The sequence below is a fragment of the Mesorhizobium sp. M7A.F.Ca.CA.004.06.1.1 genome (assembly GCF_003999135.1).
Taxonomy (GTDB): domain Bacteria; phylum Pseudomonadota; class Alphaproteobacteria; order Rhizobiales; family Rhizobiaceae; genus Mesorhizobium.
On the sequence record NZ_RZPQ01000239.1, the window covers coordinates 1 to 7,522 of the forward strand.

Here is a 7,522-nt window from a genome sequence, read left to right on the forward strand (position 1 = left end):
GTCAGCGGCCTGATTGCAGATCTAGCCCGCGCCCCTGCTGGGTCAGGCAGCTGGTGCGCGGCGCTCCAGCATGTCGATTCCGAGCAGGTTGCGCACATTTGGACGTGCCGCCACGAGGTCGGCGATCGTATAGCGCTCCAGCACGGCGAAGAACGCGTTCAGCGCCTCGCGCAGCGCCGAGTTCAGCGCGCAGCTATCGACGAGCGGGCATTCGGCGGCATCGTTCTCGAAGCATTCGGCCATAGCGAAGCTCTCTTCCGTCACGCGCACGACATCGAACAGGCTGATGGCTTCGGCCGCCCGGCCAAGCTTGACGCCGCCATTCCTACCGCGCACGGTCTGGACGAGGCCGTGCTCGACCAGGGGCTGCAGGATCTTGAACAGGAAAAGCTCCGACACCGAATAGGCGGCCGCGATCTCGGGGATGCGGCTCAATCGGTCATCATTGGCCGCGCAATACATCAAGATGCGCATGGCATAGTTGGTCTGGCGCGTAAGCCGCATTTTGTCCTCACAAGGCACTGGTGCGGTGCAACCACGCCAGATCTGGAAATTTTGCTGATATGGCTTTGACCCGAATTTCCGGATTCGCCACATTGGCCTCGGCGGAATATGGCCTATACCTTGGAATAATTCCAGACTAGCTTCGCCCGATAGATGAATTTTCTCCTCAACTTTGTGTGCGCGGCCGGGGAAAGTTCCGGGCGAAACCCGCTGTCGCGGGTATTTCGGCCATCGGAACACTAAATAGGCTGAGATCGACGAGGAGCGGCTCACCCATGTCACAATCGGCTTCGCCCCTGGCGCCGGTCCGTTTCGATGCCGAGGCGGATGCCAAGCTTTCCGCGTTGCGGCGGACGAAATTCCTCGCGGCGGCCGCACTGGCGCTTTGCGTGCTGGTGTTTGCGCTCGCCAAATCCTTCGAGCGCACCTATCCATGGCTCGGCTTCGTCGCCGCCTTTGCCGAGGCCGCGACCATCGGCGGTCTGGCCGACTGGTACGCGGTGGTGGCGCTGTTCAGGCGGCCGCTGGGGCTGCCGATCCCGCACACGGCCATCATCCCGGAGAACCAGAACCGCATCGCCGACAATCTCGGTCGCTTCATCGAGGTCAACTTCCTGGCGCCTGAACCGGTGCGCGAAAAGCTCGCCGAGGTCGATTTCTCGGCACTCGTCGCCGACTGGCTGGCCGATACGGAGCGCGCCGCCGGCCTGTCGCGCTTCGTCGTGCGGCTGGTGCCGCAGACGCTGGCCGCTGTCGAGCAGTCCGGCCTGCGCGGCTTCGTCACCAGCCGCATGCTCGAACAGATCGAAAAGGTGCCGCTGGCGCCGCTGGCCGCCGAGCTGTTGTCAGCGCTTACCGACGACCGCCGCCACCAGAAACTGTTCGACGAGTTCACCAAGGTGATCGGCAGGTTCCTCAATGACGAACAGGCGCTGGCGACGATGCGCGAAAAGATCCGCGAGGAACTGCCGTCGCTGTTCAACCTGTTCCGCGCCGACGCCTATCTCCTGAAGAAGATCGTCGCCTCGGCCGGCTCGCTTCTCGACGAGGTGAGGGCCGATCCCGACCACCCGATGCGCGCCGAATTCGACCGCTTCGCCCAAGGCTTCGTCGAGAAGCTGAGAACATCGAAGCAATACGCCAAACGGGCCGAGAAGCTGAAGCGCGACTTCCTGGCCCGGCCGGAGGTCAAGGGGTTGGCCGGCGAGATGTGGGCAAGCCTCAGCCAGTTCATCGAGCAGGACGCCAAGGCGCCGAATTCGGTTGTCCGCGCGCATCTTGCCAACATGTTCGTCGAGGTCGGTCGCCATCTTGCCGGCGATGCGCAGATCCGGGCCGACATGAACCAAGGGTTCGTGGTGGCTCTGGCGTCGTTCGTGGAGAGCCAGAAGGCCGGCGTGTCGACATTCATCGCCGACCAGGTCAAGCGCTGGGATCTTGCGCAGCTGACGCGGCTGATCGAGATGAACATCGGTCGGGACCTACAGTATATCCGCTTCAACGGCATGATCATCGGCGGGCTCGCCGGTGTCGTGCTCTATGTGGCCGAGCGGCTGTTCCTCGTGAATTGATGCGCGACCAGACTGGCGCTCACTCCTCCGTGTCCGAATGGACTCACGGCATGCGAGTGCTATTCTCCCGCCGAGGGTGCCCGCATCATGCGGCAAAGGGGAGCAAACGAGCATGGCGAAACAACCGGAATCCGATTCCTTCATGGACATGTTCGGCAGGTTCGGCCGCGACCTGAAGGTGCCCAATGTCGATGTCGAGGTGATCCTCGCCCATCACCGCAAGAACCTCGAAGCGCTGGAGAAATCGGCACGAGCCAGTGCCGCCGGCGCGACCTCGCTGTTGTCCAGGCAGCGCGAGATGCTGGAGGACACGCTGCGCGAGGTCACGGACATGGCGCAAAGCTACAGGGCGCCGGGCAATCCGCAGGAACTGATGACCAAACAGACGGAGTTTGCCAGAAAGTCTTTCGAAGTCGCATTGAAGAATGCGGGCGAAGTGGCTGAACTGGTCAAGAAATCCGGCGCCGAATCGGTCGACATCCTGCGCACGCGCATCAAGGAGGCGATGGAGGAAATCCGCGCCGGCTACGAGAAGAAGTAGCGGAAATGGCCGAGGCTGGCTCGTTGCTGCCAGCGGCCCCTGAAGCCTGGGAATCCCGTTTTAGCCTGCGACTGCGCTCGCGGCGTGGCACGATTGCGGCCGAAACCGGCGGAACGGATTCGCGCCGAGCGAATTGACAGAGGCCGTCAGTTCGTGGTCCGGAGGCTTTGGAAGCGATCGGGAAACCAGGAATGAACGAAATACGCCCTAAAGCGCCGCCGACCTACGAGCAGTTGAGGATGATGGCCGGGCAGGAGCTTGGCGTATCGGAGTGGACGACGGTCGACCAGAACCGCATCGACCAGTTCGCCGAATGCACCGGCGACCACCAATGGATCCATGTCGACCCTGAAAGGGCGCGGCGGCAAAGCCCGTTCCGCACGACGATTGCGCATGGCTATCTGACGCTGTCGATCATCGGCGCACTGGCGCTCGGCATGGGTATCGTGCCCGAGAACACCCAGGCTGCCTTCAATTATGGCTTCGACAAGGTGCGCTTCCTGGCGCCGGTCAAGGTCGGCGCGCGCATCAGGCTGCGCATCACGCTGCTGTCCATGGAGGACAGGGGTCCCGGCCAGTATCTCATGAAGGCAGCCAATACGGTCGAGATCGAAGGCGAGGAAAAGCCTGCCTTGACGGCTGAAACGCTGGTCATGCTCTATGAACGCCGCAAGCGGGCAGGCGCCTGAGCCTGTTTGGGAATTCTACTCTCTGAGCGGTGTGGCGCGTCACGAACCCCTGGATTCCGTGCGGCCTGCGGCGCGGGCAGAGAGCAGCGCGAGGACCAGCGCGATCAGCGCCAGCACTGTCGCCGTCTGAAATGTGACCTGCATCCCCCGGGCGGCCTCGGAACTCAGAAGACCAATGCTTTGGTGCTTTTCGGCCGATGCGACGGCGAATATGGCACCCATCAACGAGGCGCCGGTGATCAGCCCGAGATTGCGCGAAAGGTTGAGCAGGCCGGAGACGACGCCGCGCTGGCCGGCACTGATGCCGGCCATGACGGCTGCATTGTTGGATGTCTGGAACAGCGCGTAGCCGATGCAGGTGACGGTGATCGGAACGACATAGCCGGCAATGCCGAGCGTCACCATGGCGAGCGACAGCAGGAACGTGCCTGTCGTGAGGCTGAGCAGGCCGGCGACCATCATCTTGTGGGCGCCGAAGCGATCGGTCAGGCGTCCAGCCACCAGCGCCGACAGGGCCGAGACAAGCGGCCCGGTCGACAGCACGAGGCCGACCATTGCGGCATCGAGCCCAAGTCCTCGCGAAAGATAGAACGGGGCAACCACCAAAGTCGCCATCATTACCGTCGCGACAACGAGGCTCATGGCGAGGCTGGCGCTCAGTTGGAAGTCGCGGAAGCTGGCAAGCTGGATCAAGGGGTTTTTCACACTCGCCTGCGCGGCGGCGAAAAGAAAAACACCGATGCCGGCAGCGACCAGCAGGCCGACGTTGAGCGGTCCGAAATTGCCTCTGCCAAGCGTCATGGCCAGCGCATAGGCGGCCAATGTCAGGGCCAGCAGGGCAGTGCCCATGACATCGAACGTGCCTCGGTCGAGCCGCGCGGTTTTATTGCGTGCCGGCAAGGCACGCCAGGCGAGAGCGAAGGTGAGCACACCCAGCGGGACATTGACGAGGAAGATCGCGCGCCAGCCAAAGCCGGCGATCAAAAGGCCGCCGAGCGAGGGGCCAAGTGTCGTGCCGATCGCGGACATGGCGCCGAGCAGGCCCATGGCGCTGCCAATTCTGTCTTTGGTCACGGTTTCGGCGACAAAGGCCAGCGTCAGCGCCATCATCAGCGCCGCGCCAAGTCCCTGCACGGCGCGTGCGGCGATCAGCAGCCACAGCGTCGGCGCCAGGCCGCAGAGCACCGATGCCGATGTGAACAGCGCGATGCCGCCAAGCAGCAACGGCCGGCGTCCAAACATGTCGGCCAGCCGGCCGGCGCTGACGATCAGTGTGGTGATGGCGAGCAGATAGGCCAGAACAACCCATTGCACGGACTGGAACGTCGCGCCGAAATTCTGCATCAGCGACGGCAGCCCGACGCTGGCAATGCTGGTTCCCAGCGACGACAGCAGCGTGGCGAGCGACAGGCTTGCCAACGCCCAGCCGGCGGATTGCATCCGTGGTGGCGCCGATGTCAGCCCGTCCCGATTTTGCTCAGCGATTGCCACGGCGATCTCCTTCCATCAGTCCCACAACCGGAACTGCTGGAGATCTAGTTCCTTGGCCAATGTGGCGGAAGGCGCAGCATTTGCATCTTATTCGTGCGTTTGGCGCCATATGATGCCATGATCTGCCGATGACATCACCCGATCTCAACTTATTGTTCGCTCTCGACATCCTGCTGACCGAAGGCAGCGTGGCGCGTGCCGCCAGCCGCCTGCGCCTCAGCCCCTCGGCGATGAGCCGGACGCTGGCGCGGCTGCGCGAGGCTACGGGCGATCCGCTGCTGGTTCGCGCCGGTCGCGGCCTGGTGGCGACGCCGCGTGCGGAAGAACTGCGACAACAGGTGGGCCGTGTCGTCCAGGATGCGGAGGCGCTGCTGCGCCCTGCCACCTTGCTCGATCTCCCGAGCCTGGACAGGGTCTTCACGCTGCGCACCAATGAGAGCTTCGTCGAAGAATTCGCACCTCGTCTCGTTGCCCGTATCCAGGCCGATGCGCCCGGCGTGCGGCTGCGCTTTGCGCCGAAGTCCGATAGAGACGTCATGTCGCTGCGCGACGCGGCGATCGACCTGGACATAGGCGTCGCTGGCGAGACCGGACCGGAGGTGCGCATCCAGGCATTGCTTCGCGACTGCTTCATCGGCGCCGTGCGAATGGGCCATCCGTTGAGCGAGGGCACGGTGACGCCAGAGCGCTATGCGGCAGGCCGGCACATCAGCGTTTCACGGCGTGGCCGCGAGAAAGGGCCGATCGACGAGGCCCTGAACCGGCTCGGGCTGCAGCGGACAGTCGTGTGCATGGTTTCCGGTTTCTCGGCAGCCCTTGCCATGGCCCGCACATCAGACCTGATCGCAAGCGTTCCGGAGCGGCATACCGAGGGTGCACGCACCGGCATGCACAGTTTTCCCCTGCCGGTTGCCACCGCCGAGGTCACCATCTCCATGCTCTGGCATCCGCGCCTCGATGCCGATCCGGCGCAACGCTGGTTGCGCGACCGCGTGCGGGAGGTCTGCGCGGCGTCGCGCTGACAACGATGAGAAGCCTGCGCCAACCGCCCAGGCTTCTCATCTGTCCCGTCTATTCGGTTTGGCGTTTCTGCAAATGCCTCAGTGCGCCTAGTGTGAGCGTCGCCATGACCGAACAGTAGCCCACCAGCGGCCACGCCGTGTCTCCATCAAGCAGGATGACGAACAGCGTGCCGAGGATGCCGACGACAAGGCTCTGGATGCAGAAGTAGAGCGCGACGGCGGTTCCCGCGACATCGCCGAACGCCTCGAGCGCACCGTTCGCGGTGACTGAGACAGTGAAGACGATACCCGCGGCAACGACCCACATCGGTAAGACGAATGTCGCGAAGGACGGCGCCGCGAACAGTTGCCCGGCCGCAAGCAGAGCCGCGCCGAGCAGCAACATCGCCATACCTCTGATAGCACTGCCCGCGACGCCCCAACGTGCAATGAACTTTTTGGCGAAGCGGGTGGTCACGATCATCACCAGCGCCGCGGTGGCGAAGGCCAGGCTGAAACCGAGCTGTGAAAAGCCGGCGCGGTCCATGAGCACCCGCGGCGCCGTCGAAAAGAACACGAAGAAGGCGCCCATGGCGGCACTGAAGCCGAGCGTGTACGCCCAGAAGGCGAAGCTGGAGAGAATGGGACGAAACGCCATTCGCCTGTCGTTGCCATTGGTAGGTCGTGTTTCATGCCATCTCGGCCATGCATTGAGGGTGGCGGCTACCGCCAGACCGCCGAGCGTCAGGAAGATCGCGCGCCAGCCGAGATTGTCGGCGATCAACGCACCGGCAATCGGCCCTAACGCCGGCACGAAGGCCAGCATCGAACTGAACAGGCCGTAGATGACGGCACTTTCAGGCCTCTGCGCATAGACGTCGCGAACCGTTGCAAAGGTCGCAACGAGAACGGCGGATGCACCGATGGCCTGCACGACCCGCAAGGCGACGAACACCATGGCCAGCGAGGTGCAGGCGAGCAGGGCGGAAGCGCCTGCAAACAAAAGCGCGCCGCCGATCAGCACCGGACGCCTGCCGATCCTGTCGGAAATCGGGCCGAAGACGATTTGGCCGAGCCCAAGGCAGATCATGTAGAGGCTCAGTGTCAGTTGGATGACATCGGGCGATGTCTTGAGGATCTCCGGCATCGCCGGGACAATCGGGAGGTAGATGTCCATGGCCAGCGAGGCCAGGATGTCGAAGGGCGCCATCAGCACCATGGCTGCTGGCAGGGAAGTGGTCCATGTCGGGTTTTTTGGAAAAGGCATGATTGAACATCCGCTCAAATGGCTACATTTGGCGGCGATCTGCCGTTCGCACTGAAGATGGGAAATGACGGGCCGCCGCAACAACGAAGTGCTGTTGCGGCCTACTTGTCTGCTGACTTGCTGGTTCCCATAGTCGTTATCCCGGATCGCGCGGATATTCTCTCGACGCGCAGATCCGTCCCTTAGCAGCCGGAGGTTGTCCAGGCAACAGGATCAGCTTGGTCGCGCCATCGCTGCCTCGATCACCCTGAAAATCCGCTCGTCCGTGCATTGGGCGACGTTGAAGCGCAGGAAGCGGCTGGCCGTTCCAGACAGGCTGAATGCGTTGCCGGGCGCCAGCACGATATTGTCGGCCAGAGCGCGGCGGGCCACTTCGGCCGCATCGACGCCATCCGGCAGACTGCACCACAGGAACAGGCCGGCCGCTTCCTGCGCTTCAACGTCGCCCAATGCACGGA

The 7,522-nt window shown here is 63.4% G+C and carries 7 protein-coding genes and 1 pseudogene; 4 read left to right on the forward strand and 4 right to left on the reverse strand.

The features are described 5' to 3' along the window. Window positions 1-42 precede the first annotated feature (42 nt). On the reverse strand, window positions 43-504 hold the full coding sequence (rirA, locus tag EN906_RS16100; RefSeq protein ID WP_127267528.1) for an iron-responsive transcriptional regulator RirA: 462 nt from the start codon (window positions 502-504) through the stop codon (window positions 43-45). A gap of 275 nt (window positions 505-779) precedes the next feature. On the opposite strand from rirA, the gene EN906_RS16105 reads away from it, so the two are divergent. The 3 genes from EN906_RS16105 (at window position 780) to EN906_RS16115 (ending at window position 3,305) form a co-directional block, all read left to right on the forward strand. Continuing rightward, window positions 780-2,075 carry a DUF445 domain-containing protein gene (locus EN906_RS16105; protein WP_127272245.1) on the forward strand — a complete coding sequence of 432 codons (1,296 nt, stop codon included), beginning with the start codon at window positions 780-782 and terminating at the stop codon, window positions 2,073-2,075. 112 nt (window positions 2,076-2,187) lie between these two features. Beyond that, window positions 2,188-2,616 (forward strand): phasin family protein, encoded by a 429-nt coding sequence (locus tag EN906_RS16110; protein WP_127267529.1) that lies wholly within the window; start codon window positions 2,188-2,190, stop codon window positions 2,614-2,616. A 191-nt stretch (window positions 2,617-2,807) separates the two neighbouring features. Then, window positions 2,808-3,305 carry a MaoC family dehydratase gene (locus tag EN906_RS16115; RefSeq protein ID WP_127267530.1) on the forward strand — a complete coding sequence of 166 codons (498 nt, stop codon included), beginning with the start codon at window positions 2,808-2,810 and terminating at the stop codon, window positions 3,303-3,305. A gap of 39 nt (window positions 3,306-3,344) precedes the next feature. On the opposite strand, the gene EN906_RS16120 is transcribed toward EN906_RS16115, so the two are convergent. Continuing rightward, the gene (locus EN906_RS16120; protein WP_127267531.1) at window positions 3,345-4,796 is read right to left on the reverse strand and encodes an MFS transporter; all 1,452 of its coding nucleotides are present in this window, start codon (window positions 4,794-4,796) and stop codon (window positions 3,345-3,347) included. A gap of 128 nt (window positions 4,797-4,924) precedes the next feature. On the opposite strand from EN906_RS16120, the gene EN906_RS16125 reads away from it, so the two are divergent. Further along, window positions 4,925-5,818, forward strand: a complete 894-nt coding sequence (locus EN906_RS16125) for a LysR family transcriptional regulator (RefSeq protein WP_127267532.1) — start codon at window positions 4,925-4,927, stop codon at window positions 5,816-5,818. Between the two features lie 49 nt (window positions 5,819-5,867). On the opposite strand, the gene cml is transcribed toward EN906_RS16125, so the two are convergent. After that, complete coding sequence (gene cml / locus EN906_RS16130; RefSeq protein ID WP_127267533.1) at window positions 5,868-7,064, reverse strand: CmlA/FloR family chloramphenicol efflux MFS transporter; 1,197 nt, start codon at window positions 7,062-7,064, stop codon at window positions 5,868-5,870. A gap of 213 nt (window positions 7,065-7,277) precedes the next feature. Beyond that, window positions 7,278-7,522: pseudogene (locus EN906_RS16135) on the reverse strand (PLP-dependent aminotransferase family protein); the annotation flags it as partial.